The following is a 23,799-nucleotide window of genomic DNA, read 5'->3' on the forward strand; positions in this document are numbered from 1 at the left end:
CGATAATCCTCCTTATCGCCTTGCCGGATGCTGCCTACGATATTGGCTCGGCGAAAAGCCGGTATGCTTTTTAAATACTTTAGTAAAATAACCGGGATCGGAATAGCCGACTTGCCCGCTAATTTCGGAAATACTTAATTCGCCTTCCCGAAGTAACTTTTCAGATTTCGCGACCCTGATTTTGTTCAAGTATTCGCTAAATCCTTCTTTGTTATGTGCGGTGAAATAACTGGATAAATACGACGGATTAAAATGAAAATGTTTGCCAAGACCCGTCAGGCTTAAAGCTTCCGTATAATGCTCATCGATATACGCCAGCAACTTTTTCATATTGGCGCCGCCCGGCTGATCGGTACGTTCGGTGACTTTCATTTCGGCTTTTTGCAAAAACTGCTCAAGTAGCAGCGTTGCGGTCTTCGCGTTGCTTGCTTCTTCAATCTCACGGAAAAAGCCGTATTTCGCTTCATCCAAATCAGACGCTTCATATCCCATATTGCTCAGTAACGTAATCAAGTTGAATACGATATTGCCGAGAAACGACTTCAATCCTACCGCTGTCGTGCGGTGATCCTCAGCCATCTTCGCCGTGTATTCTCTCAAATCGCGAAAAGCTTCGCCAAAATGCTCGCGCTTGATCTCTTCGGTAAAATTACGCAGATCAAAAGCCGGCAAAGCTTCGGTCACTTCCGGTAATTCTTCCGGAAGCATCAGCGTGCGATTCGAGAAAAAGAATCGCAACTCCAGCAGTTCGCGCAGCCGCCGATAAGCAGGGCTGAGCTCTTTGAGCGAAGCAAAGGCCTCGCCGACTGCCCAGAATACGGGGCGGTCGACGAAGCTCGGCTGTGCCTCGCCGCTGCGCAGCGCGGCGATCAGCCCTTCGCGCCCTCGGCTTGGCAAGCCGACCAGCGCAGCTTCGCTGCCTACGGCGCTGCCGAGCGCCGCCGCAGGCAGCCCGTACACGCGCGCTGCGCCGAGCAGCGCAGGCGGGAGCATGTCCCGCAGCAGCTTCGCAAGCTGCGGCTGAAGTTCGCCGGCGCCCGAGCTTGCGCCGGCATCTCCCGCACCTTCAAGGTTCAACTTGCCGACGAGCACGAACTCCTCGTGCGGAAACAGCTCCGCCAGCACGCCGGGCGGAGCGACTTCGTCGGCGTCATAGCCCGACGCCAACCGTTCCAGCAGCGATTCGGCGTCCGGTCCTTCGCCGACGCTTTCGCCCGTATAGCGAATCGCGGAAATTCGCTTCGCTGTATTTTGCAGCACGCGCAGCAGTTCTTGCGCTTCCAGCTTCGGCTTCAAAATATAATCGGCGACGCCGTTTTGGAAGGTCGATCTGACATAATCGAATTCGCCATAACTGCTTAGCACAATGACTTCAATATCGGGATGATTTTTTTTGATCAACCGGGTAAATTCTTCGCCTTCCATAATCGGCATAACGATATCCGTTAATACGATATGAGGCTGAAGACGCCGGATCGCTTCTAAGCCTTCTCGCCCGTTCGAAGCTTCCCCTACAATGCGAAAGCCGTATTGTTCCCAATCCAAATAATGCTTGATGCCTTGCCGAACCAGCACCTCGTCGTCCACGATCAAAATTTTACAAACTCGTTCCATAGATGAGCCCCCTTCTCTATGCGTCGACCGCTTAACCGTATATCCGTTAGTCGACGTGCTCGGTTATCTGGTAACGTTTACAACATCGTATCACATAAATTCGGTCAAACTCTACCCTATCAAACAGACCGATGAGCGAGATTTTATTCCCACCCACCGGTCTATGAATCGAATCCGTTTTCGAAATAGTTCTCTGCTTTATTTCAAATCATTTTTCCATTTTTTCTATAATAAACTGAATTCGTTCTTCGACGGTCTGCGATCCTTCAATCTTCCAAATCGGACAATTCAAATCTTCCAACCAGCGCTCATGCAGTTCCAGACTCCGCACTTCTTCACCCGAGTGATCGTAAAGGGACGCCCATTCGAGGAAAGCTTGCGATTCTTCGTACATCGAACCTCCCGGCAATACTTTCTTACCGTAACGATCGTATTCACGTTCTTGCAATCTTTTTAAACGCTCCGTTTCCGGCACATACAAAAAAATCACCAAATCAAAACTAGACTTGAGCACGTCTCCCCACTTGCATACCGATCCGCTCAAAATCCAGCGCTCATGCTGTGCCAAATCCGGTTGTAGTTTTGCAATTCGCTCTTCTGGCGAACGTGCGACATCGAATTTGCGTTCCCAAAAATAATCGTCACTATCCAACAATTCATAATGGGTATTTGGATAGATTTCATTTAGTTTTTGCTCAAGCGCTTTCCCCAATGTCGTAGCCCCTGACCCCGATGCACCGAAAATATGGATACGACGAAACGGTTCCTGCTGGTCACTCATATTAACGTCCTCCTTTTCGAAATGAAAGCTTGCTCGTTTTAAGGCTGGTACCTTCTTCTTTCTATCATAACGTTTGCTTCAAGAAGATCGTTAACGCAAAATAAAAGATAAGTCAAAAGGAGGGGTTTTAATGTCGGAACAGATTCGCAGCAACAACGTAGAGCGTTTCACGGGATTTGGTTCTTTGTATGATCACAGTCGCCCTGCTGCGCCGCCCGAAGTCATTCAAATCTTGGAGATGTATTTGCAGCGTTCCCCTGAGCATATCGCAGATGTAGGCTGCGGAACCGGGCTGTCTACTTTTTTGTGGTTAGATATTGCCAAGCAAATCATCGGAATCGAACCAAGTCAAGATATGCGGCAAGTCGCTGAAGACAAAAGACAAGCGCTTGGTTATCCTGCTCATCTAACTTTTCGCGAAGGATATTCGGATGCTCTGGGCTTGCCGAACGAGTGGGCGGATCTGATTACGTGTTCGCAATCGTTCCATTGGATGAATCCGCAGCCAACTTTGACTGAATTTGCTCGCGTATTGCGACCAGGCGGCATATTCGCTGCTTACGACTGCGACTGGCCTCCTGTCATAAATCTGGAACTTGAAGAAGGATATAAGGAATTATCTGCGTTAGCCGAACGCCGAGTTGCCGAATTATCGGAAGCCGCCGATCAAGCATATAAATGGAACAAACACCACCATTTGCAGCAGATGATCGACTCTGGACATTTCCGCTACGTTAAAGAAATCGTCTTTCATCATTGGGAAACTTTCGACGCGGCTCGGTATGTCAATCTGGCACTCAGTCAAGGCGCGACGCAAGGAGCGATCAAGCTCGGTGCAGAAGATGTGTTACTCGCTGCCGAACAGTTCCGAAGTCATACCGAAGCTTTTTTTGCCGGAAACTCCAAAGACATTTTGTTCAGTTACCGGATGCGGTTAGCGATGAAATAAATCCAAGCGATGTGCCGATACGCAAAAACCCTTTACGTTTAAGTCAGTAAAGGGTTCGGCATATCTTCCGGTTCGCGTTCGATCATTTCCATCGCCGCTTCGAATTGTTTGCTTTTAAATAAGTCGATAATCTGCTCCAGATCTTCACGGTCAAGCAGCACGACACCATTGTAAGCCGCAAGCTTGCGGCAAGCTGTGGTGTATCGACCGGAGGTAAGTACGACTGCACGCTGCGCCTTATACACGTTCATCGAACCATATACTTCTTGCACCGCAGACAATCCAACCGGGTTGCTCACCGCATAACGCTTGGCTTGCAGTACGGTACGTTCTCCATATCGATCTGCAAAAATGAGATCAGCCCCGAAATCTCCGCTGGTGTTTGTTTTGTACGCATCTTCATACCCGAGCTCAGTAAACAATCGATATAAATAACGTTCAAAATCCGATCCGTCCAGCATACCGTCAATATCTTTGATTGTAATTCGGCGCGGATCAAGTTGTCTGCGAATCCGGCGACGACGCAGCACCAGCACACGCGAAGCTACGACGATAACCAGCAAAGCTGTTCCTAATGAAATCCACAACCAACCATACGTATTCATATCCAAAAGATCAGACACCGAAAATAACGTCATTGTTCATGATCCTTTCTTTCTGCCGGGCAACTTGGTGTCACCAATCCCGGAATAATCGCTTCACACGCAAATTTCAATTCTCCCCTATATCCAACTCCGCCCAAAACAAACGCCAGCACATCCGCGACTTGCGTATCAATATCAGGAAACGTTTCAAGCATGATCGGCATTAAGCCACTACGGTTATCGCTGAATAAGACGCTGCCGAGCAATTGAACGATTGTCATATCTAACGAACGAAAATGAAATTCGCCTCGCTGACGTCCTTCTTCCAGAAATCCACGAATCAACACCCAAGCCGGGATAATTCGTTGTTGCACAAGAGTGGTTCGCGGCGTCTGACGCACCATCTCTTGATGAATGATGCGAGAAATATCAGGGTCGGAATCTCGAAACAAAACAATCTCGCGCACCAATGTACATATGCCTTCGACCGGATCTAGCTTGAGTCGACTCAAAATCTCACTCACTTGATTAATCGGAATAAACGCATCGAGCAGCGCTTCGAAAACATGCTCTTTGCCTCCGTAGTAATACGATACGAGCGATACATTCGCTCCGGCTTCCGCGCAGATGTCCCGAACCGTCGTTGATTCAAATCCTTTGGTTGCCATCAATTTTTTAGCCGCTTTAACGATTCTGATCTTTACATGTTCGGCTTCCTTGCTCATAGCTGCTTCCTCTCCTATCAAAAAAAGAACCGCCGCTTTCGCGGCAGTTCTGCAAGTTCCGTTCTTTTTGCACGCTTATGCGTTTATCATACCATCAAGATTCGGCAGCCGCCACAACCGGAGATACCGGTGTTTTGTCACGGCGAAGCGCAGTGGCAATCACGATCAATACCAGCGAAACCGCGATAATAAGCAGCAATGCGACGACGTCGCCGGATGTACCTGTACCGCCGAACAAAACATTCATCAAGCCATCTACCGCATACGTAGCCGGGAAAATATGACCGAGTGCTTGATAGAATTCAGGCAACAATTCACGCGGCATCATTGCACCGGACGATACCAACTGCACAGACAATACCAAGATGTTGAACAACATGCCCGCCATATCGAATAGGAACAAGAATGTTTGCGCAACAAACATAAAGGTCAACAAGAACAACGCTTGGAATCCCCACAGCGACAAAAATCCTTGCGCCATCTGACCGCCGAACGCTGCTACCAGCGATGTTCCGACCAGCGATACCACGATCGACGAAGCCGCCGTGATGATCAGACGAACCGCCATACGCTGCCAACGTCCGAATCTAGCGCCTAAAGCTTTCGACGAAATTTGGAAGTTTTGTCCCATGATCATCGCGCCGACATACGAAGCCAATACCATCATCATCGGTACCATCTGATTGTTCATGCCTTTTACGATATTCACCGATTGAATATCCGATACGACGCGCTCAGACATTACGGCAGCCGCGCTTTGAGCCGCTTCTTGCGGCAGCTTCGCTTGCGAAGACAAAATACCTGTCAGACCGTTCGTAACGGCTTGCTTATTGACCGTAGACGTAATGCCGTCCGCAATCGACGTCATCATGTTTTTGATCATGACCGGATTCGATTCATTAATGAAGTAATGGATCGATGCCGTTTCTTGCGATTGAGCTTTGGAAGCAAAATCCGAAGGAATTTGTACGATCATCTGCACTTCACGAGCTTGCAGCATGTCTTGTGCTTCCGCCAAGTCCATTCCCGTTTTTACATGCACAGGCAGATTGCTTTGAAGATTTTTCACAATGGTATCGCCCATCGCTTGATCTTCGTTCACGATCGCGACATTCAATCGATCAATGCGGTCATTAATTCCTTGATAGCCTGTCATCCATACGACAGTGAAAATCAATTGAAACAATACCGCAGTCATAATCCCGACTTTGGTCGTAGGCAGCTTGAGAAATGCTTTAAAAACTTGACCCATTTTATGATTCTCCTTTTCTCGGTTGCGCCGTACGCGACCTGTTAAACTTTTGTTTAAAACAAACGTTTTAAACTTCGCTTTGAAATTATATATGAAAAAATGAACACAGGTCAACAATTATTTTCAATTTTACATAACAACTACAAAAAGGCTTTGTTATCGCATTTTCCGAACGAAAAAAAGATTTAAAGAAGTAATCTTCTTCAAACCTTTTTCTTATCTTTTATTTATTTTTTGAATACTTCATGATTCTTTTCATAATTTCCAATACATCTACGTGACATGAATATCTACTGTGCTTTTACTGTAATATCGTAGACAGTAGGCACGTAAGCGACTGCGGTAGCCGGATATGCTGCAGCCGAACCTGTCGGTGGGTTAGTTGGCAGATACGTAATCACCGCTTCGGTATCGGATACAAATTCGATTTTTTGAATCCGCAATCCGTAACCGGTTCCTGGAAGATTTCCGCGAGTCAGCGTCACTTTGTTGAACTGGGTATCCACATTTTCGACTTTATAAGTCACCGTAGCCGCTCCAGAAGACGCGTAACTTTTGTTCACCATTCGCTCCGCGTAGTAGATCATCTCTGCCGCTTCCATCCGTTTAATCGCTGCGGTCGGACGGAAATTTTTGTTTTTATCCAAAGAAGCGACTTTCGTCATCAGCAAGTATTCTACCGCCACGCGGTTTTTTGCCGCAATCTGCTTCGCGTCCGAAATCGATGTATATTTAGTCACGTTTGCGTAATTGCCTTTTTGTAGCAACCCTAAATAAAGCAGCTTAGCGAATTGCTGCCGCGTCGGATTACCATTGGCGTTCCATGTTCCGTCAATCGTCACGCCGCGTTCCAATGCTGTTTTTAGCGCATCATTATACCAAGCGGTTTTGGGAACCGAAGCAAACCAGCTTGGAGCATTCGATTTCTTTTTTGCTGTATCAAGCCCAATAGCATCAACGATCAACTGCACCGCTTGTGCATTTGTTAGTTTATTATTGGGCGCAAATTTGTCGGCACTGACGCCTTGAATCAATCCTTTGTCTTGAAGGGACTGAATGATCGCTGCTTGGTTGGAATCCGTAATATCGGAAAAAGCATAGATCGGCGCGGCACCGAAAAGTAGACTTACCGCAATTGCCGCTGTGCCTATTTTTTTTTGCATTGGATTTTTCATTGTGATGCCCCCTCTGAGAATCTTTGTCTGTGGGTCTTCGGTTTATCATACCATTTAAATGAAAGAAATAGGGAGCTGTACTTTATTCGAATCTGGCGCAAAACGGGTATAATACAAACAGTTCATCGATCTGTAGATTCAACCCCAATTTGAGAGGAGCTTCATCTAATGAAACCGAATTACCTGGAAATCGATTCTGTCGAAGAGTGGGAAAATTTGTTTGAAAAATCCGGCGAACAAGCCATTTTGCTACTTAAACATAGTACCGCTTGCCCGATCAGCGGAGCGGCGTTCAAAGAATTCAAAGTCTATACACGCAAACCGAAACGTCCGATTGTCTGCGTACTCGTTAAAGTGATTGAGTCTCGCCCGGTCTCAAACGATATCGAAACCAAGCTTGGCATCAAGCATGAGTCTCCTCAAGCGCTACTGATCCAAAATAAAGAAACGTTGTGGCATGCGTCGCATTGGGATATTACGTTTGAACGGCTTGAACAGCAAGTCAACGAACGGATTGCGAAAAATTAGGATGGACGAACAAGAACTGGCGCACCTCAAACCGTTCACCCGCGAAGTGATCAAAACAATCTTGAATATCCCGGAAGGCAAAGTGATGAGCTACGGTCAGGTCGCCGCTATGGCAGGAAGTCCGCGCGGTGCCAGGCAAGTCGTACGGATTCTTCATTCGATGAGCCGCAAATACAATTTACCGTGGCATCGCGTCGTCAATATTCGCGGCGAGATTGCATTGAACAAAGACGAAGGCGGCGACGAACAGCGAATATTGCTTGAAGCAGAAGGTATCGAGTTTAAGCTAAGTGGGCAGATCGATATGCAGAAATACTCGGATTGATTGTATTCAAAAAAGCCCGTCGCGTTGGAAAGTAACTTGTGTATGAGGATTCAGCTCGGCAAGTACAGCAGGTTGTTGATCCATTTTGTGATTCGTCAGACTTAGCCACTTTAACTTCTGTAAGTGTTTGAAGCTTGTTGGCAAGTCGGTCAGACCTGTGTATGTCAAATCCAGTTCCTGCAATTGCGTCAGTTGACCCATTTCTTCAGGCAAAGAAACCAGCTTCAGTTCTTCTTTGGCTGGGACTTTCCATTCTGGATCTTGATTGGGAGCAGGATGAGAACCATTACAAATCTTTAAATGTTGTAAATGCCTAGCTTGTCCGATCGAAGATGGGAGCGGGTGTAGATTACTCGTCCAAATCGTCAACGATTGAAGATGCGGCAATTCGAACAGCGATTCAGGTAATTGCTCCACTCCAGCATCGAATAGATCGATCTTGCGCAAACTTTCGATTTCGTGCAACCTCGGCAATATAGCCGCACTTCCGCTTCCCGTATATTCGAAAATATCGGATTGATGGAATTTTGCAAGTTCAAACAATTTTTCGGGCGAAAGATCGCTTTTTGGCTCGACGAGCATCGTTCCGCGCAGCGGTTCTTTTAAATTTTCCGCTTCTGCTGCTGTTACAAGTAGCTCGGCGTATCGTTCATGCGTGACCGTGCGTAGCCATATTTTGCCGTCTGCGTTCTGAAAAGAAAGGTCTTCGGGTAATTCTCCACCCATCCATCCCAGCAGATGATCCGTATACGTTTTCAGAATAGTTCCGGCTTCGGGGCAACATTTCCATACATAGATAGGCGCATCGTATATAATAGTTTCGTACTCTGTGCCGATATTTTGTTTTTGCGCTTTTTCTTCGATCAGATAAGGTTTTAATTTTTCGACAACCGGTAGTAAGGAAGTAGGCATTTGGTCAAAACGTTCATCTCCCAGAATACGAGAATCAAACAACGAGAATGTCGCGCAATATTGCATGGCATAATCGATCAGACGTTCATACGCTTCTCCCGTTGGATTATTATAGATTTTAATGAAAGTAACCTCCTTAATAAAAACAGAACTATCTACCGACTTAGCAAATCTTTTCGTTCATTATGACAGAGAAGAATCATGCACAGCAAATCAATCTTCTAGGAGAATATCAGATGATCAAATCGCAACGCCTCAATCTAATTAAAGAATATGTATTTGAGCACGAATCGGTTTCACTTGAAGAATTGGTTCAGCATTTTGACGTTTCGATGAATACGATTCGCCGCGATGTCAAAGATTTGGTTGATTCCGGTGTGTTCCGTAAAGTCTACGGCGGGGTGTCGGTCAACCATTCGACCTTAGTTGTATTCGATGAACGCAAAGACCGTAACCTCACGAAAAAGCAAGAAATCGGTCGCCTTGCTGCGCAGCATGTTCAAGACGGCGATGTGATTTTTATCGATTCCGGTACAACGACGATTGAGATGCTTCCTTTTCTTACGGAAAAACAGATCACGATCGTCACCAATCATTTTGACTTTATCCATCAAGCAAAGCCTTATCCGGGGCTTAGCATCTTCTCGACAGGCGGTATGTTTGAACGCAAAACGAATTCATTCGTCGGATTTCAAAGTATCGAATTGCTGCAAAAATACAATATCAACAAAGCTTTTATCGCTTCGACCGGGATTTCATTGACGAACGGCGTCACCAACTCTTCTCCGCTAGAAACGGATATCAAAAGCACCGTGGTACAAAAAAGTTCACGCGTCTTTTTGTTAATTGATGATAGCAAATTTGATCGCTACGCGTTAACGACATACTGTTCGCTCAGTGATATTGATGTTCTGGTCACGAACAGTATGCCGAGTAACGAGTATATACAGTATGCGAAAAAGCATGAGATTGAACTTGTGACACCTGATTAAAGTCGCTTGGACGAATCGTTACCATCTATTATCAAAGTTAACGATTCACTTGCGCTTCGAAATCGTCTTTGTAAGATTTGTCCGCGTTGTAGAATACAATATCTCCGTCTCGAAGCGTAAAGTTATTTCTCCATGAATCTTGTACCGTTCGTTTGAACCCTTCCAGATTCCACTGGTTCATGAGCGGTGCGTGGATGTACTGCAAATGAGGTTCTTTTAAATTGCCATTTTGGATGCTTTCGATATTAAAGTTCAAAATGATGTACCCATCGCGTAAAAAGATCGGCGAACGACGGGTTAGCCCGCCATGCGTGCGTCCGTATTCCGCAATATTCGTTCCTTTTTCCACAACGTAAGGATCGCCCGGCAGACTGTATTGCCCGTACCATTTTTGCACGGCTGCATTCACTCGCGGGTAATCGACGGAGTTCGGGATATTCGATTTTGGTCCGATGAACGTACGAATCTGTTCAGGCAGTAGTAGCAGATCGAATCCGCCCACAGGCGTCTTTTGCTTCGTAAATCGGTTGATATAATCGAGGACAAACACATCTCGGTTAATACCGCTCATTTCGGCGAACGTGTAATAGTGATTGTATTTGTAACGTGCGGTATCGATGAGTTCTTCCTCAGGCACATTTCGTAATCGATCGTTGAGAATGACAAAACGTTCTTCGGTATCTTCCGGTGAACCGACTTTGATGAAGCTGCGATGATCGTTGTTGTAATACAAATCAACAGGGGTTTTCGTTTGACCGTCACGGCTGACAAAAGTGAAGCTTGGCGTCAGGCGAATGCCGTCGGTTTTACCGAACATATTGCCTTTGGTTTTCAGATCAAATTTGATATGGTAGCCCGTTTTGACGGTGATATTTTTGTATCCAGGCAGAGGATGACTGCCGGGTAAGATTGGCAAGGTAAAGGGTGCTGAATTGCCACGGGTAGCACCATCGATATTTTGCAGCCCTGTCCAGTACGTATTGCCGGTGTGCACGGCACTGCCTTCTTCTTTGCGGAACGCTAATTCCCAATTGTAATCGGCAATATCGGTGATCTGGAAATCGTAAAGTCGTCCGATGACTTCGACGTCAACCGTATCGCTTGCGACGTGATTGATCAGATCGAAGTTTGCGTCTTGCTGGGTAGGCTGTATGCCCGGTGCGTTTTCGGCGGTGTTTCGGAACGTGACCGTATAGTCGCCTTCATCGACCCAGACCGGCAGGAAAAATTCAGTTGTCAGTTGCCCGACCGGAATGTTGATCCATGTCCCTTTCGGGTAGAACGTGCTTCGATCGGCGGCGTACGTATCAAACGGGAAGTACACTTCTTTGCTTCGATAATACTTTGCGTAATCCCGGTTGCCGTAGCCCGGATAGTTTTGGTGTTGTCCGCTCGTTGGCATGGTGATGGTAAATGGACGATCTAAAATGAACGCTTGCCGGCTGTAGTTTGGCGCCGTTTTCTGATTATGCGCGGCATCGTCGGATGTGGATGAATAGTTCACGACGGGAGTGTGAACCGTAACGGGATTGATATTTGGAATTGGATAGGTATCGCCGGGATCCGAATTGTGGTTATCGTCGAGTTCTGTGTACGTAATCGAACCGCGACTTCCTTCGGCATACCGATTAATCTTCGTTTTAGGAATGATATGATCGGGACTATACAGCACATCGCGACTGATCGGTGTGCCGTTAGGCAATTTCGTCGGTACAGGTGTATTCTCTATCGACACGGCGTCGCTCATCTGCGTAACACCTTTGAACACGACTTTATCATTATTTACTTTGACTTGTGGAATTTTTTCTTCCGCGCGTTGATTGGCAAGGTCTTTTTGATCGGTGGGTTCAGGTCTTGTTTCTCCACCAGGTACAGGAACAACATCACTTGCGGTAAAGTTACCTGGACCTTTATCTGCATCGACTTTCCATTTTTGCTCGAAAGTAAGTGTAGGCGGCGTATATCCTTTTGGATGAATGGTTATGATTTCGCCTTGGAACGCATAATTTTTAAGTTCTGCACTGTCGACTTTATAGACCCCTAGCTCTTCAACCGTCCAATACGTATATCTTCGTTCAATATGAGTCGGGAATGATTTAGAATCGGTATCGGTCTGTGGATCAGGCACGGTTTTGGTTCCGTCTTCTCCGTCAGGTACTTCTTTACCGGGATCCCAGCTGAGTAAGTAATTAATTGTCACTTCTTGCTCATAGATACATGTACCGACATGTTCTTGGAATTTGAATTGGTTGAGATAATCTTTAGCCAATACATTGCCGTATAAACTTTCGGAAGTTGGGATCCCTTGGAGTACGTCGAAAATCTCGCGGTCGCGTTGATCGGCTTTGATCATGGCACTTGGACTTGGCTTCATTCCATCTGCATCGCCTTCGATCGTACGACCTGGGCGAACATTACAAAAGCTCAAAGGTTCTTCTTGCGATCCGTTTTTGATGAATACCCGGTATTTGTCTGGGTACTGGTATGTGTATGAAGTAATCGAAAAGCTATATGCCGCATAATAGAACATCATAGCTTGTGGTTTGGGTTTGGATTCTTGGTATAGCTCCATAGGTTCATTGCTATTTGCGCGTAGGTAGTACTTGATGCCTCTTTTGTCATGTTCTTGTGTAAATTGAAGTGTGGCATAATCTAGATTTCGTGTGCCACCGTTGCCTGTTTGTCCTTTTGTTACTTGATCAGAAGTAAGACCGACTAGGATTTTTTGAAGTTTAGTACTGCCGTGCGTATAACCTTCAATGCCAAGTGCTGTATTTTCAACAAAGGTATCGCGAAGTATCATTGCTCGCTCATCGGTATCGCTCGTGGGTGGACTTGATGGATTCTCCGCTATAATAGTACTGGTCTTGTTATCGATAGCTTCAATAGGAATAGATAAGCTACCATTGTTAATATCATCTGCAAAAAAGCCATTACTTCTTGCATATTGAACTGTCATTGATATTTTTTTACCCGGTCCTGCACTATAATAGGGCGAATTCGCTTCTTTTCCTGCATCAAAAACTCCGAGATTTTCCCAGCTCCCCTGCCCAGGCTCCCAACTTTGACCATTCATGAGACGATTCCATGCAAAATACGAACCTTTGGAACCATTCCCCTTTGATTCTACTTTAGTTTTTAGTCCATCAAGTTCAACATTTCCAGTATAGGATGGAGCATTAACATTAATTGTTTTAATCTGCTTTGTGCCTTGATAAAAAATGATTTTCTCAATCGTATTGTTTCCTCCTGCGTGCTCATCTAATTTAGCAGTTGCTTTCTCATTTTTACTGAGTTTAAGCGCATTTCTTTGTTCGTGACTGATGACTTGAGAGTTTACTGTGTAAACGACATCTTTAGGCGATGGTGTTGCAGCTTCGACATGTCCAACAGGAAAAAAAACACTCAGCACACTACTCACAAGGAGTAATGTGCTGAGTCCAACAACAGTAAAATGTATTCGATTTTTTTTCATTAGCGCGTACCACGTATTTTAAGTAATTCGACTTCTGTACGTAAACTTCCGCTAGCAGGTGTATTTAGCAAGATTTGAATGTCAGTTGCTTGGATGCTTCCTCGTTTTGGAATTATCATTGCTGGAAAATCGCCGCTATCTTCTAAATAGACATGAGCAACTTTATTCATTTTTCCTTTTTTATAAAATTCATCGAAGTCAGGAGTATCAAATCCAAGAATGTTATACCTTAAATATTTCGTGTTGTTGTACTTCTTCGTATCTTTGTTATAAACCGGCTTACCTTTAAAATAAACCACGTAACTGTTTTTCTGATCTTTGATAAATAGACTTTTATTTGTGGGATCACTATTAAACCACTTCAACTCATTCACATTACCCAACAGTCCTCGATTCGGATCATTCACATCCGCAAGATCAATCGCAATGAGTGCTTCCAGTTTACCTTGATACAGACCGTCTTTCGACGTGATCGTCATATTCTTCTCATTCCACATCTCTTCAATCGAAGACTTCCCTTTGCCTTTCCAATCCGAATCCGGTGTAACCAACATCTCCGGCATTACCGTGAAAATGTTTGTACCGTGCCACAAGATTTCTGCCGCTCCCACCGCATATCGATCGGAATCAAGCTTCCCGCCTTCGTTGGTCGTCAAAATCCGCTCGATAATCACAACCGATTGCGCTCTCGTCGTCAGACCCGAAGGCGCCAATGCACCTTTCCCAACCCCTTTAATCAGTCCCGCTTTCGTCGCGAGATACATCCATTTATCGTCTTCCGATGTTTTCTCGCCGACTGCACGTGCCGCTACTCTCGCCATTTCTTCGCGCGTCATCGTTTTGTTCCAACCTGCGTCGTTATTTGCAAAGTCGCTCGGTGCGTATAATCCAGCTCCTGTCGCCGCTTTCACATACCCGGCATACCATTTCCCGCCTATCGTTGGAACTTCCAGCTTCATCGCAGCCACAATCATTTTCACAAACTCGGCGCGGCTTACTGAACTTTCCGGCTTAAACGTACCATTCGTATATCCATCGACGTACCCTTTCGCTACAGCCGTTTGCACGGCACTAGATGCCCAATGACTAGATTTCACATCCGAAAATTGTATACCTGCTGCTTCAGTCGATGGTAGCGAACGGCTTCCTCCAGCCGCTGCTCCTACCATCACAACACCTATGACTAAAGTTCCAACCCATTTTTTCCAACTACGATTCATTTCATGCTCCCCCTAAAAATATAAAATCTGATTTCCCTATAAAATCCCCTAGTACCTAACCTCTTCTTCTATTGTCGCTCGCTTACTACAATTAGGAAAGACCCATTTTTTGTTTTCAAAGAACATTCCAGCCAAAAAACCAAATTAAGCACAAAAAAGCGGACGAATCTCTCCCTTAAACTAAGGAAAAGAATACGTCCGCGTGCTTCGCGAATATTTCGATATAACGCTGTTGTTCTCACTTTATGAGAATCAAGCACAAAAAGCAAGAAAAAATGATAAAGTGAATGATCTTTAATATTGCTTCGCTTTTTTCAACATTTCTTTGCGACTTTCATTTGCCGCTTGTACCGCTTGATTCTCCGATACTTCAGCCACGCCTACGTTCCACCAATTGTCGTAGCCTTCACTCATCGTTTTGGGCAATACTTTCATCTCGATCAATGTAGAGTTCGGTTGGTTTTTCGCATCTTCAATCGCTGCTTTCACTTCTTCAGCCGTATTGGCGCGGTACACTTTCGCTCCGTATCCTTCTGCAATCTTCGCGTAATCGATATTCATGATCGATCCTTCGTGATTGCGGAATTCGCATTGGAAGCTACCGCCGCCGTTACCCATTTGAAGATTGTTGATACAGCCAAAGCCGGAGTTGTCAAACAACATGATGTTGATCTTATTTCCAGTCTGGAGCGCCGTTACGAGTTCGGTATGCAGCATCAGGAAGCTACCGTCACCGACCATCGCGTATACTTCTTGTTCCGGCTTCGCAAGGCGAATCCCGAGCGCACCCGCGACTTCATAGCCCATACACGAATATCCGTATTCCAGATGGTACGTATTCGGCGATTTCACATTCCATAGACGTTGAAGATCGCCCGGAAGCGAACCCGCAGAGCAGACCACGACGCTGTCTGGATCGACCGCTTCATTGATCGCGATCACAGCCGCCGTTTGAGCAAACTCAGTGCCGAGTGCATCTGCATATTCGTTCATGGTCTCTTGCGAGAAATGCCCTTTGATCTCTGGATCGAAGCCTTCGCGCTGGAAGGTTACGCCGCCCAGACGGTTGCGCTCGGCATCCCAAGCGGCTTTCAATTCGGTAAAACGCGTTCCGTACTGCGCTTGGTATCCGCTCAGACGTTCATGCAGCGCGGCAATCGCAACTTTCGCATCCGCAACGACCGGTACGCCTTCGAGTTTGTAACCTTGCATACGGCTGACATTGATATTCAAAAAGCGGGTTTGATCAAAATCAAACGCTGTTTTCGAAGACGTCGTGAAGTCCGTATACCGTGTCCCGATCCCGATCACCAGATCCGCTTCGCGCGCTATCGCGTTTGCAGCCGATGTACCGAGTACGCCTGTACCGCCCAGATGATTGACGAAGCTGTATTCCACTGTCGATTTGCCCGCATGGGTTTCGACCAAAGGAATCCCGTAAGCTTCGGAAAACGCGATCAGTTCTTCGCGTGCACCGGAATATTTGGCGCCGCCGCCGACCAACATCAACGGTTTTTGGCTAGCGCGGATCAATTCTTCAGCGGCATCCAATTCACGGACGCTTGGTTGCAACCGGTCCATATAATGAACGCGCTTGCGGAAAAATCCGGCATCGTAATCGAACGCTTCGCCTTCGGTATCTTGGCAGATACAGATCGTTGCCGGGCCGCTTCGAGCCGGATCCGTCAACACTTCGAAAGCACGCAGCAGACTGCTCATCAATTGCTCGGGACGCGTAATCCGATCCCAGTAGCGAGATACCGGCTTGAGTGCGTCGTTTGTCGTAACCGCAAAGCTATACTCTTGTTCAAACTGTTGCAGCACAGGGTCAGGCTGACGCGAAGCGAACGTATCCGCAGGAAGCAGCAGTACCGGAAGATTGTTCGCGAGTGCTGTAGCAGCCGCTGTCACCATATTTGCCGAACCGGGACCCGACGAAGCGGTAACCGCGTAGATGCTTCGGCGCAGCTTTTCTTTCGCGTAAGCGATTGCGGAATGTGCCATCCCTTGCTCGTTTTTACCTTGAAAGACTTTCAAATGACCCGGATCTTGCTCCAAAGCTTCTCCGATTCCAAGTACGTTGCCATGTCCAAACACCGTAAAGACGCCTTCGACAAAACGTGTTTCCACGCCATCGACGGAAATATATTGCTGGTTCAAAAATTTAATTAATGCCTGCGCTGTCGTTAACCGGATTGTATCGCCCATGTAGACATCCACCTTTTGGCTCATAAAATTGATACGCCGCCTTCGGAAAATCTCACTTTTCCGAGGCAGCGTCGTCCCTTGCAGCTATTCCGACTAGGAAACCGGTTGCTCCGCAATCAGAGCTTCGATCTCGTCGACACCTGGCATCGCATCGGATGAACTGTGTCGACTCACTACAATAGAAGCCGAAGCGCTGCCGTATTTGAGCGCCGTCTCCAAATCTTTGCCTTGTACCAGTGCATACAAGAATGCCGAAGCATACGAATCGCCTGCGCCGAACGTTTTGAGTACATTCGTTTTGTACGCGTGCGCGCGGTAGGTCTGACCTTCTTTCGTATACGCATACGAACCTTCGACGCCGTGTTTGATTACGACGATCTTCGGCGTATGTTTGAACAATTCAGCCGTTGTCTCTTCATTAGAGCCATCCAGCCCATGCTCCATAATATCGTACTCGTCACGCGTTCCGATCACAATATCGGCTTGCTTTGCCACGAGCGTGTAATACACGGAAGTTTCTTCCGAAGACTTCCATGTATACGGACGATAATCGAGTTCGAATACAATTTCGACGCCATGCTTTTTCGCCAAATGAACCGCTTTGAGTACCGCTTCGCGCGAAGGGCTTTGCGCAAGCGCCGTACCGGATACGATCAATTTGTTTGCGCGGCGAATATAGTCTTCGTCTACTTCGTCCGCTTGCAAATACAGATCGGCTACATCATCGCGGTACATGAGAATACTGCACTCTTCCGGGCTTTTGATTTCGGTAAACGCAAGCCCGGTTTTGTGCCCTTCCGTATCAATGACCATACCCGACACATCGATGCCTGCTTTTTTCATGTAACTTTGGATAAAACGTCCGTGTTGGTCGTCCGCGATCTTGCCGATAAATCCGGCTTTGAGCCCGAGTTTCGCGGAACCGATCGCAATGTTTGCGGGAGAACCGCCTACGTATTTGGTAAACGTCATCGTTTCTTCCATCGGTCGATTGTATTCGGTTGCGTTCAGATCGATACACGCCCGTCCGATTGCGATCAGATCGAATTTTTCGCCGCTTGCTCCTGCACTACCCATCTATGTCACCGCTCCTTTGGCTTAACTGCTGCGTGATTCTATTTGCGATTCAAAATCCATTCATGATCCGGGTCGTTGTGGAATTTCCAGATTCGCTGCGGCCCTGCCATCACGTTCAGATAATAAGAACTGTATCCGTCCGGCACGCCTACCGGGTGATAACCGACAGGTACGATCACGACATCGCCATGCTCCACCGCCATCGTTTCGTCCAGACTGCGATCATCCGTGTATACACGCTGGAAAATGAACCCTTGCTGCGGATCGATTTCGTGATAATACGTTTCTTCCAAAAAGGATTCATGCGGCAAATTGTCTTGATCGTGCTTATGCGGCGGATAGCTGGAGAAATTCCCGCTCTCCGTATACACTTCAACAACGAGCAGACTGCTTGCCGTCGGATCGGAATCCGGCAAAATATTGTTCACCGTACGCTGATTCTGATATTTACCGCGCTGCTCCGTTCCGACTTCCGATGCCGCAATTAATTTGGTTGGAAGCGGCTTGACCGAAGGCGAATAACAAAGCGCGACTTTCGCTGTCGAACTGCCTTCGACTTTGAAATGGCGACTGCCGGATACGAATACGCTGTCCGTCGCTTTACGGTCAAATACGCTTTCGCGCGTCCCGATATTTTCAAAAGTATGCTCGCCTTCCGTCACATGAATTTTGCCCGTCAAAGCGACGATGCAGCATTCATCTTGATCCAGCGTCTCTTCATAGACCGCGCCCGGAGCAAGTTCGATCAATCGAAATCCTACATATTTCAGACCGGAATCGTTTTTCATCACTTCTTGTAAAATGGTCACTTCTCCGCGTTGTTCATTCAGCGGTTTGCGTTGCAAATGACTTCCCACGTTCACGCCTCCTTTTGACTCCAAAATCAGATCACTTCTATAGGTAGATTATATGATTTTATTCGAAAGTCGGTTCGGTATAACGCGCCGTTACGACTTTTTTGCGTGTGTAGAAATCGACGCTGTCTTTACCATTGGCGTGCAGCGTACCGTAGAACGAAGATTTCCAACCCGAGAACGGGAAGAACGCCATCGGAGCCGGAACGCCAAGGTTGATGCCGAGCATCCCTGCATCGATATTTTCACGGAAGTAACGCACCGCATGAGCATTACCGGTAAACAGACATGCGCCGTTCGCAAATTCCGATTGGTTCGCGATGTCGATCGCTTCTTTGAGGTTCTTCACGCGAATGACGGACAATACCGGCGCGAAAATCTCGTCTTTCCAGATCGTCATTTCCGGAGTTACGCCTTCGAAGATCGTAGGGCCGATAAAGTAGCCGTCTTCCGACATCCGTTCGCGTCCGTCTGTCAGGAGCGTCGCACCTTCTTCGATGCCTTTTTCGATATAAGATAAGGTACGTTGTTTGTTTTCTTCGCGAATAACAGGTCCCAAGAAGACGCCGTCGTCTAATCCGTTGCCCATTTTCACGCCAAGCGTTTTTTCTTTGAGCTTCGCGATAAATTCATCGGCAATGCCTTCTTCTACCGTCAATACCGCGCAAGCCATGCAACGTTCGCCCGCCGAACCGAAAGCTGCGGATACAACGTTCGTCAGCGTGTCTTCGATATTCGCATCGTTCAAGACAATCGTGTGGTTTTTCGCTCCGGTCAGAGCTTGTACGCGTTTAAGGTTTTCGCTGCCTTTTTTGAAGACATATTCGCCTACAGGCTTCGAACCGACGAACGATACGGCTTTGATCTCTGGATGCTCCAAGATTCCGTTCACGACATCATGCGCTCCGTATACGATATTGAATACGCCAGCTGGCAATCCGGCTTCGGTGAACAGTTCTGCAAGACGTTCTGTCAGCAGCGGCGTACGTTCCGAAGGCTTGAGGATAAACGCGTTACCGAGCGAGATTGCCATCGGGAACATCCAGCAAGGGACCATCATTGGGAAGTTGAACGGAGCAATCCCGCCGACAACGCCGAGCGGATAACGATAGTTTGCCGCTTCTACGTCTGTTGCGATCGAAGCGAGCGAATCGCCCATCATCAGAGTCGGCGTACCTGCCGCAAACTCGACATTTTCGATACCACGCTGGACTTCGCCGCTTGCTTCGCTCAAACTTTTACCATTTTCAATGGTGATCAGTCTTGCTAATTCATCTTTATGTTTATTTAAAAGTTGTTGGTAGTTGAACAATACGCGAGCGCGACGCGGAACAGCGACTTTTTTCCATTTTTCGAAAGCTGCTTGAGCCACTTCTGCTGCATGTTGAAGATCTTCTTTGGTCGAAATCGGAACTTGGCAGATCAATTCCTTGGTAGCCGGGTTGTAAACGTTCTCATATTCGGTTGTCGTACTGTCGATCCATTGACCTCCGATATAGTTTTTCAACTTTCTTACCGTAGTCGCACTCATTATTGGGCTCCTCCCGCAGTCGCTTCTGGTGATTGCCAAAACCGCTGTCACTTTTGGTTATGTTTTGATTATGTTTTATGATATACAAGATCAATGCACCCGTCAATCCCTGATCAAAATTGACGAAATTTAATTAACTATTGATTAACTTGTGCAACAACTTTATAATTTTGCGTATCAACTACACAGGAGAATGCCTATGAAAGCTAGACGACTCAGAGACATCGAGACCTACATTCATACACGTAAAAACGTGACGCTAGACGAACTTTGTGTGACTTTCGATGTGTCCAAAAATACGATTCGCCGCGATATCAACCATATCCTTCAAAAAGGATCGATCGAAAAAGTATACGGCGGCGTCGTATCGGCGGAAAAACTCATTTCGTTCGAAAATCGTACGGTCGAGCGTCGCAATGAAAAAGCGGAGATCGGCAAAATCGCGGCTACGTACGTGCAACAAAATGATCTGATCTTTATCGATTCGGGAACGACGACCTGCAATATGATGGACTTTTTGGACCCGGATCTGCATCTGACGATCTTAACAAACAGTCTGGATGTGATTAACAGCGCGGCTTCTATGCCGAATGTTCATCTATTGATGCTTGGAAGCACTTACAAGCGTAGCACGCGTTCGTTCGTTGGCGTGGATGATATGCGGGCGCTTGAAAAGTACAACGTGAATAAAGCGTTTATGTCGGCAACGGGCGTGAGTTTGACGCATGGTCTGACAAATTCGGATTTGCTGGAATACGAGATTAAAAAGTCGATCGCGAAGCGTGCGGAGAAGCTGATTTTGCTTGCCGATTCGGATAAGTTCGGTCGCTCGACGTTGCTGACGTATGCGGGATTTGCGGATTTGGATGTGTTGGTGACTTCGGCTGATCTGGGCGAGGATTATACGGAGTTTTGTCGGGCGAATTCGATCACTTTGCATCAGGTGTAGGGGGAAGCGAAAAGACTGCGAGGAAAATTCGTTAGCGTATGCTTACGATGTGTCTTTCTTCGAAAGCCTTTAGGTCGCGTGTTGAACTCGGGAAAAGAGATTGAAATTTTATTTGAATTTTCCCGAGTTCAAAGGCGAACATTACAAGCGTATGCTTCCGAAGTATCTTTTCTGCGAAAAGATTTGACTTCACTGAATTTCTCTCTCCGCTAGGCAGTTTAACTTAGCTCACTCAAAACTTTCTCGCCAAAAAGCCTTATTCCTATGGAATAAGGCTTTTTTAGTGCATGTTGTTAACCGAAAGATCCCTTATGGGGCGCAGAATCAGCTGCTTCTTACGATCTGCGCTCGGGTATAAGGGATTAGGATTAATCAAAAGCAATTAGAAATTAGCAATAATAATTAAGCTTGGCTTACGGGTTGACCGCCGTAGAGGGCTGGTTTTTCGGTGAACACGATTTCTTCGCGCTCGCCGCTTTCTTGCGCTTTCACGCAAGCGTCTGCGGTTACGGCTGCAATATAGCCGTCCCAAGCGGTCGGGCCTTGAAGTTCTCCGCGTCCGATGCTATCGATAAAGTCTTGGATTTCACGGTCGTACGCTTCGATAAAGCGGTCTTTCCAATCCATTAGGATGCGTGTACCGAACATCGCTTCTTTGCGTATCGAGATCGAAGAAGGTTCCGGCAATTTGACGATGCCGTCTTCGCCGATGACTTCGCATTGAATATCGTAGCCGTAACGGCAATTGACGAAGATCTCGGCGGTAATCAGGACGCCGCCGTTGGTTTCCAACAATACGACTTGCGGATCGCGCATATGGCTAAGGGCATGGCGAGTTTTTCTTGGGTATGAGACTTGAACAGATTTGTAATCGTCGTTGAGCAGCCAATGCAGCACGTCGATTTCATGGATCAGCGTATCGGTAATCGCCATATCGCTTGTGTAAGTCGGAGCAGATTCCGGGTTGCGGTGCGCGCAGCGGATCATCAGCGGCTCGCCGATCACTTGCTCGTCGATCGCTTGTTTCAGCTGTACGTATCCGCTATCGTAACGGCGCATAAAGCCGACTTGTACGAGTCTTTTGCCATGCTTGATTTCCGCGTCGATAATGCGGCGGCAGCCTTCGGCAGTCGTCGCTAACGGCTTTTCACAAAATACGTATTTACCCGCTTCGATTGCAGCGAGTACGCTTTGTTCGTGCGCCGGTCCCCAGCTTGTAATCAAGACTGCATCGACGTCCCCTTTTTCCAGCAACTCTTGATCGTTCACGTAAAAAGTTGCTTGCAGCCCGTACTCGTCAATTACGGCTTTTGCTGCTGTTTCGTTGACGTCGGTTACCGCTGTGATTTGTCCCCCCGACAAATTGGACGTAATACGACGAATATGATCTCTCCCGATTGCTCCCGTTCCGATAACGCCGATCTTCAATGCCATATTCTTTTCCCCCTTAAAGTAGTGAAAGCGATTGCGAAGTTATGATTCAAAAATTCAATTTATGCTTTAGCTGCGAGTCAGTAATTGTTCGTCGATATAACGTCTTGCGATCAGAGCATGTTCCAAAGGATGCGCCACATCCGGGTCTTGCTCCGCTTCGATTACGATCCAACCTGTGTACCCTTTTTGAATAAGCAGATCGTACACTTCGCGGAAATCGATACATCCGTCGCCCGGTACGGTGAACATTCCGCTCAAAAACGACTGCATAAACGATTTTCCGGCAGTCCGGCAATCACCCAGAACTTCTTTGCGCGCATCTTTGAAATGAACATGACCGATTCGGTCGATATGGTTACGCAGCAAAGTCATATATTCGCCATCCGAAACGAAAATATGCCCCGTATCATAAAGCAATGCCACTTTGGACGGATCTGTTCCTTCCATTAGACGATCCACTTCTTGCGCAGTCTGTACACCGGTTCCCATATGGTGATGATAAACCAAGCGCAATCCGTATTCAGCAGCGATATCGCCCAGCGTGTTCAACCCGGCGCATAGCTGTTCCCACTGCGCGTCGTCGAAATACGGTTTTTCCGCAAACACATTTTGCTCGGTACCTTGAATACTTCCGGTCTGTTCCGACACGACGATCACATCGGCTTTGACTTCTTGCAAATATTCGCATTGCGAGCGAAACGGCTGAATCACAGCTTCGATCCCATCTCGCAAAATATAACTACTGAACCATTGCCCGGCAATTCGCAAATTGCGCAGCGACAGTTCTTTGTTTAATACATGAGCTTCCGGGAAAAATCCACCGACTTCGGTTCCTTCGAACTTTGCCACCACAATATCGCTAAGCAGGTGCGAAAGCGTATTGTTGGCTCCGATTTCCGGAATATCGTCGTTACGCCAACCGATCGGCGCGATGCCCCAATGGATAGATTGCTGGTTCATATCCAGTCTCCTTTGTCTTAAATGATAAGGTATTCCAACTTTTCTATGATGTATTGATTAACTTTTGATGAGTATTTGATTATACAGTACGTTTAAAAGCGTTTTCAGTCAACTTTTTTCTAAAGGTAAAATTAAATTTTCGATTCGTATAACCCAAAACTTTTTTGTGCAAAACTGAATGATGCTCTAAGCTTAACCCTTTCTACAACCGATACATAAAAAGAGCAAAATATTTAACGATTTGATCTAAGGAG

20 protein-coding genes are annotated in these 23,799 nt (G+C 46.7%); 5 read left to right on the forward strand and 15 right to left on the reverse strand.

The window, feature by feature from the left end; genetic code table 11:
- Nucleotides 1-12: 12 nt before the first annotated feature.
- Together NOM90_RS16525 and NOM90_RS16530 are read right to left on the reverse strand one after the other, a co-directional pair.
- On the reverse strand, nucleotides 13-1,614 hold the full coding sequence (locus NOM90_RS16525) for a response regulator transcription factor (RefSeq protein ID WP_255943510.1): 1,602 nt from the start codon (nucleotides 1,612-1,614) through the stop codon (nucleotides 13-15).
- A gap of 208 nt (nucleotides 1,615-1,822) precedes the next feature.
- Nucleotides 1,823-2,395, reverse strand: coding sequence for an AAA family ATPase (locus tag NOM90_RS16530; RefSeq protein WP_255943513.1), 573 nt, complete (start codon nucleotides 2,393-2,395; stop codon nucleotides 1,823-1,825).
- A 130-nt stretch (nucleotides 2,396-2,525) separates the two neighbouring features.
- On the opposite strand from NOM90_RS16530, the gene NOM90_RS16535 reads away from it, so the two are divergent.
- The gene (locus NOM90_RS16535; protein WP_255943514.1) at nucleotides 2,526-3,344 is read left to right on the forward strand and encodes a class I SAM-dependent methyltransferase; all 819 of its coding nucleotides are present in this window, start codon (nucleotides 2,526-2,528) and stop codon (nucleotides 3,342-3,344) included.
- Between the two features lie 38 nt (nucleotides 3,345-3,382).
- Here the strand turns inward: NOM90_RS16535 and NOM90_RS16540 are convergent, their stop codons facing one another.
- The 4 genes from NOM90_RS16540 to NOM90_RS16555 all read right to left on the reverse strand — a co-directional run bounded on the left by NOM90_RS16540 (nucleotide 3,383) and on the right by NOM90_RS16555 (nucleotide 7,080).
- Nucleotides 3,383-3,982: a restriction endonuclease gene (locus tag NOM90_RS16540; protein ID WP_370866630.1), complete on the reverse strand. Its 600-nt coding sequence runs from the start codon at nucleotides 3,980-3,982 to the stop codon at nucleotides 3,383-3,385.
- The gene (locus tag NOM90_RS16545; protein WP_255943515.1) at nucleotides 3,979-4,653 is read right to left on the reverse strand and encodes a TetR family transcriptional regulator; all 675 of its coding nucleotides are present in this window, start codon (nucleotides 4,651-4,653) and stop codon (nucleotides 3,979-3,981) included. The genes NOM90_RS16540 and NOM90_RS16545 overlap by 4 nt, the downstream gene beginning before the upstream one ends.
- A gap of 94 nt (nucleotides 4,654-4,747) precedes the next feature.
- Nucleotides 4,748-5,905: a YhgE/Pip domain-containing protein gene (locus NOM90_RS16550; RefSeq protein ID WP_255943517.1), complete on the reverse strand. Its 1,158-nt coding sequence runs from the start codon at nucleotides 5,903-5,905 to the stop codon at nucleotides 4,748-4,750.
- A gap of 290 nt (nucleotides 5,906-6,195) precedes the next feature.
- Nucleotides 6,196-7,080: an S-layer homology domain-containing protein gene (locus tag NOM90_RS16555; protein WP_255943519.1), complete on the reverse strand. Its 885-nt coding sequence runs from the start codon at nucleotides 7,078-7,080 to the stop codon at nucleotides 6,196-6,198.
- Nucleotides 7,081-7,248: 168 nt separating this feature from the next.
- Here NOM90_RS16555 and ytxJ point away from each other — a divergent pair, with 168 nt between their 5' ends.
- On the forward strand, nucleotides 7,249-7,608 hold the full coding sequence (gene ytxJ / locus NOM90_RS16560; RefSeq protein WP_255943521.1) for a bacillithiol system redox-active protein YtxJ: 360 nt from the start codon (nucleotides 7,249-7,251) through the stop codon (nucleotides 7,606-7,608).
- A gap of 1 nt (nucleotide 7,609) precedes the next feature.
- A complete protein-coding gene (locus NOM90_RS16565; RefSeq protein WP_255943523.1) occupies nucleotides 7,610-7,933 on the forward strand; it encodes an MGMT family protein in 324 nt (107 codons plus the stop codon).
- A gap of 6 nt (nucleotides 7,934-7,939) precedes the next feature.
- Here NOM90_RS16565 and NOM90_RS16570 read toward each other — a convergent pair whose 3' ends face one another.
- Nucleotides 7,940-8,845, reverse strand: coding sequence for a leucine-rich repeat domain-containing protein (locus NOM90_RS16570; protein WP_255943525.1), 906 nt, complete (start codon nucleotides 8,843-8,845; stop codon nucleotides 7,940-7,942).
- 236 nt (nucleotides 8,846-9,081) lie between these two features.
- Here NOM90_RS16570 and NOM90_RS16575 point away from each other — a divergent pair, with 236 nt between their 5' ends.
- Nucleotides 9,082-9,837, forward strand: coding sequence for a DeoR/GlpR family DNA-binding transcription regulator (locus NOM90_RS16575; protein WP_255943526.1), 756 nt, complete (start codon nucleotides 9,082-9,084; stop codon nucleotides 9,835-9,837).
- A gap of 37 nt (nucleotides 9,838-9,874) precedes the next feature.
- Here NOM90_RS16575 and NOM90_RS16580 read toward each other — a convergent pair whose 3' ends face one another.
- The 6 genes from NOM90_RS16580 to iolA form a co-directional block, all read right to left on the reverse strand.
- Nucleotides 9,875-12,640, reverse strand: a complete 2,766-nt coding sequence (locus NOM90_RS16580; RefSeq protein WP_255943528.1) for a DUF5704 domain-containing protein — start codon at nucleotides 12,638-12,640, stop codon at nucleotides 9,875-9,877.
- 671 nt (nucleotides 12,641-13,311) lie between these two features.
- Nucleotides 13,312-14,532: an S-layer homology domain-containing protein gene (locus NOM90_RS16585; protein ID WP_255943530.1), complete on the reverse strand. Its 1,221-nt coding sequence runs from the start codon at nucleotides 14,530-14,532 to the stop codon at nucleotides 13,312-13,314.
- Nucleotides 14,533-14,826: 294 nt separating this feature from the next.
- Nucleotides 14,827-16,740, reverse strand: a complete 1,914-nt coding sequence (gene iolD / locus NOM90_RS16590; protein WP_255943532.1) for a 3D-(3,5/4)-trihydroxycyclohexane-1,2-dione acylhydrolase (decyclizing) — start codon at nucleotides 16,738-16,740, stop codon at nucleotides 14,827-14,829.
- Between the two features lie 93 nt (nucleotides 16,741-16,833).
- Entirely contained in the window at nucleotides 16,834-17,817 is a 984-nt protein-coding gene (gene iolC, locus NOM90_RS16595) for a 5-dehydro-2-deoxygluconokinase (protein WP_255943533.1), read from the reverse strand.
- Between the two features lie 38 nt (nucleotides 17,818-17,855).
- Nucleotides 17,856-18,674: a 5-deoxy-glucuronate isomerase gene (iolB, locus tag NOM90_RS16600; protein ID WP_255943534.1), complete on the reverse strand. Its 819-nt coding sequence runs from the start codon at nucleotides 18,672-18,674 to the stop codon at nucleotides 17,856-17,858.
- Between the two features lie 58 nt (nucleotides 18,675-18,732).
- Entirely contained in the window at nucleotides 18,733-20,202 is a 1,470-nt protein-coding gene (gene iolA, locus NOM90_RS16605; RefSeq protein WP_255943536.1) for a methylmalonate-semialdehyde dehydrogenase, read from the reverse strand.
- Between the two features lie 199 nt (nucleotides 20,203-20,401).
- On the opposite strand from iolA, the gene NOM90_RS16610 reads away from it, so the two are divergent.
- On the forward strand, nucleotides 20,402-21,151 hold the full coding sequence (locus NOM90_RS16610; protein ID WP_255943538.1) for a DeoR/GlpR family DNA-binding transcription regulator: 750 nt from the start codon (nucleotides 20,402-20,404) through the stop codon (nucleotides 21,149-21,151).
- Between the two features lie 402 nt (nucleotides 21,152-21,553).
- On the opposite strand, the gene iolG is transcribed toward NOM90_RS16610, so the two are convergent.
- Nucleotides 21,554-22,585: a bifunctional inositol 2-dehydrogenase/D-chiro-inositol 1-dehydrogenase gene (iolG, locus tag NOM90_RS16615; protein ID WP_255943540.1), complete on the reverse strand. Its 1,032-nt coding sequence runs from the start codon at nucleotides 22,583-22,585 to the stop codon at nucleotides 21,554-21,556.
- 66 nt (nucleotides 22,586-22,651) lie between these two features.
- Nucleotides 22,652-23,545 (reverse strand): myo-inosose-2 dehydratase, encoded by an 894-nt coding sequence (gene iolE, locus NOM90_RS16620; protein ID WP_255943542.1) that lies wholly within the window; start codon nucleotides 23,543-23,545, stop codon nucleotides 22,652-22,654.
- Between the last annotated feature and the right edge of the window lie 254 nt (nucleotides 23,546-23,799).

The sequence above is a fragment of the Saccharibacillus sp. JS10 genome (assembly GCF_024436065.1).
Classification (GTDB): Bacteria; Bacillota; Bacilli; order Paenibacillales; family Paenibacillaceae; genus Saccharibacillus.

Bases quoted from the DNA above. Each gene is read 5' to 3' on its own strand.
- NOM90_RS16585 (WP_255943530.1), bottom strand. From the start codon at position 14,532: ATGAATCGTAGTTGGAAAAAATGGGTTGGAACTTTAGTCATAGGTGTT.
- NOM90_RS16530 (WP_255943513.1), bottom strand. From the start codon at position 2,395: ATGAGTGACCAGCAGGAACCGTTTCGTCGTATCCATATTTTCGGTGCA.
- NOM90_RS16545 (WP_255943515.1), bottom strand. From the start codon at position 4,653: ATGAGCAAGGAAGCCGAACATGTAAAGATCAGAATCGTTAAAGCGGCT.
- NOM90_RS16565 (WP_255943523.1), top strand. From the start codon at position 7,610: ATGGACGAACAAGAACTGGCGCACCTCAAACCGTTCACCCGCGAAGTG.
- iolA (WP_255943536.1), bottom strand. From the start codon at position 20,202: ATGAGTGCGACTACGGTAAGAAAGTTGAAAAACTATATCGGAGGTCAA.
- NOM90_RS16535 (WP_255943514.1), top strand. From the start codon at position 2,526: ATGTCGGAACAGATTCGCAGCAACAACGTAGAGCGTTTCACGGGATTT.
- NOM90_RS16550 (WP_255943517.1), bottom strand. From the start codon at position 5,905: ATGGGTCAAGTTTTTAAAGCATTTCTCAAGCTGCCTACGACCAAAGTC.
- NOM90_RS16540 (WP_370866630.1), bottom strand. From the start codon at position 3,982: ATGACGTTATTTTCGGTGTCTGATCTTTTGGATATGAATACGTATGGT.
- NOM90_RS16525 (WP_255943510.1), bottom strand. From the start codon at position 1,614: ATGGAACGAGTTTGTAAAATTTTGATCGTGGACGACGAGGTGCTGGTT.
- iolD (WP_255943532.1), bottom strand. From the start codon at position 16,740: ATGGGCGATACAATCCGGTTAACGACAGCGCAGGCATTAATTAAATTT.
- iolC (WP_255943533.1), bottom strand. From the start codon at position 17,817: ATGGGTAGTGCAGGAGCAAGCGGCGAAAAATTCGATCTGATCGCAATC.
- iolE (WP_255943542.1), bottom strand. From the start codon at position 23,545: ATGAACCAGCAATCTATCCATTGGGGCATCGCGCCGATCGGTTGGCGT.
- NOM90_RS16610 (WP_255943538.1), top strand. From the start codon at position 20,402: ATGAAAGCTAGACGACTCAGAGACATCGAGACCTACATTCATACACGT.
- NOM90_RS16575 (WP_255943526.1), top strand. From the start codon at position 9,082: ATGATCAAATCGCAACGCCTCAATCTAATTAAAGAATATGTATTTGAG.
- NOM90_RS16570 (WP_255943525.1), bottom strand. From the start codon at position 8,845: ATGCCTACTTCCTTACTACCGGTTGTCGAAAAATTAAAACCTTATCTG.
- ytxJ (WP_255943521.1), top strand. From the start codon at position 7,249: ATGAAACCGAATTACCTGGAAATCGATTCTGTCGAAGAGTGGGAAAAT.
- iolG (WP_255943540.1), bottom strand. From the start codon at position 22,585: ATGGCATTGAAGATCGGCGTTATCGGAACGGGAGCAATCGGGAGAGAT.
- NOM90_RS16580 (WP_255943528.1), bottom strand. From the start codon at position 12,640: ATGATACTTCGCGATACCTTTGTTGAAAATACAGCACTTGGCATTGAA.
- NOM90_RS16555 (WP_255943519.1), bottom strand. From the start codon at position 7,080: ATGAAAAATCCAATGCAAAAAAAAATAGGCACAGCGGCAATTGCGGTA.